Raw genomic sequence first — 1,217 nt, 5'->3', positions numbered from 1 at the left:
CAGTTCCATTAACAAATCAGCTCGCTTACGCAGTCCTTAACCCCAGCATGCACGCACGCTGGTTTGGGCTCTTCCCATTTCGCTCGCCGCTACTTTGGGAATCGATGTTTCTTTCTCTTCCTCCGGTTACTTAGATGTTTCAGTTCACCGGGTTCCCGGCGTATGGCTATGAATTCACCATACGTCACTTGAGGGTTGCTCAAGTAGGTTTCCCCATTCAGATATCTCCGGATCAAAGGATATTTGCTCCTCCCCGAAGCTTTTCGCAGCTTATCACGTCTTTCATCGGCTCTTAGTGCCAAGGCATCCACCCTGCGCTCTTATTAGCTTAACCAAAACGACTTCCACCTGCGGGTGCGGGTTTTAGTCTCAGTCCATAGCGTTGGACTTTTTGGTTCTAGGTTCTTCTTAACGCTTTCGCGTTTACAAGTTTGTTTCTATTTTCCATACAATCTCTTGTATGGCCTCGGATGTCTTGTTTATTCTATATATAGATTTTATATATAGGATACTCAATTCATTTTTTTCAATATGCGGTTTTCAAGGTACGTATCGGAACCAGCCTGTTACAGCTCATTCCTAATGGAGATGGAGAGATTCGAACTCTTGACCCCCTGCTTGCAAGGCAGGTGCTCTCCCAACTGAGCTACACCCCCACGTTATGGTTACACGTAATATTTACGGTGCTGGTCTTCCCTCTTGCGAGGCAATTCCTATCTTCTTGGTCATTATTCTATTTATATCTGAAGAAACTTCAGAACCAGCGGATTAAAGCGATGTCTTCTCTTGTGAGTTTTGGTCGCATTTACCCCAGTGGGTTTAAGTGGGCCTTACCTCCCCTGCGAAAGATATGGGTGGCACTTCCCAAATGGGCTTAAGTGGACTCGAACCACCGACCTCACGCTTATCAGGCGTGCGCTCTAACCGGCTGAGCTATAAGCCCGGTTAAAAATCCGGCAGCCACCTGCTCTCCCATGCCGTCTCCAGCATAGTACCATCGGCCGCTTAGGTCTTAACCATCGTGTTCGGGATGGGAACGGGTGTTTCCCCTAAGCGCATCAGCACCAGAAATTTGTGTTTCCTTGATTGATAATCAGAAAACTAAATAGTATATAAAACCCTTACTTCTTCTTCCTTAGAAAGGAGGTGATCCAGCCGCACCTTCCGATACGGCTACCTTGTTACGACTTCACCCCAGTTACCTGCCCCGCCTTCGG

The 1,217-nt window shown here is 47.3% G+C and carries 2 tRNA genes and 3 rRNA genes; all 5 read right to left on the bottom strand.

The features are described from left to right. Positions 1 to 334: ribosomal RNA gene (locus tag ABID13_RS28590) — 23S ribosomal RNA — on the bottom strand; the annotation flags it as partial. 249 nt (positions 335 to 583) lie between these two features. After that, positions 584 to 656: transfer RNA gene (locus ABID13_RS28585), tRNA-Ala, on the bottom strand. 213 nt (positions 657 to 869) lie between these two features. Continuing rightward, positions 870 to 943 (bottom strand) — tRNA-Ile (locus ABID13_RS28580). A gap of 8 nt (positions 944 to 951) precedes the next feature. After that, a 5S ribosomal RNA gene (gene rrf / locus ABID13_RS28575) occupies positions 952 to 1,069 on the bottom strand. 70 nt (positions 1,070 to 1,139) lie between these two features. After that, positions 1,140 to 1,217, bottom strand: a 16S ribosomal RNA gene (locus ABID13_RS28570); the annotation flags it as partial.

Origin of the sequence: Enterocloster citroniae (assembly GCF_040545455.1) — a bacterium.
Classification (GTDB): Bacteria; Bacillota; Clostridia; order Lachnospirales; family Lachnospiraceae; genus Enterocloster; species Enterocloster citroniae.
This window is presented reverse-complemented; position numbering and strand designations above follow the sequence as displayed.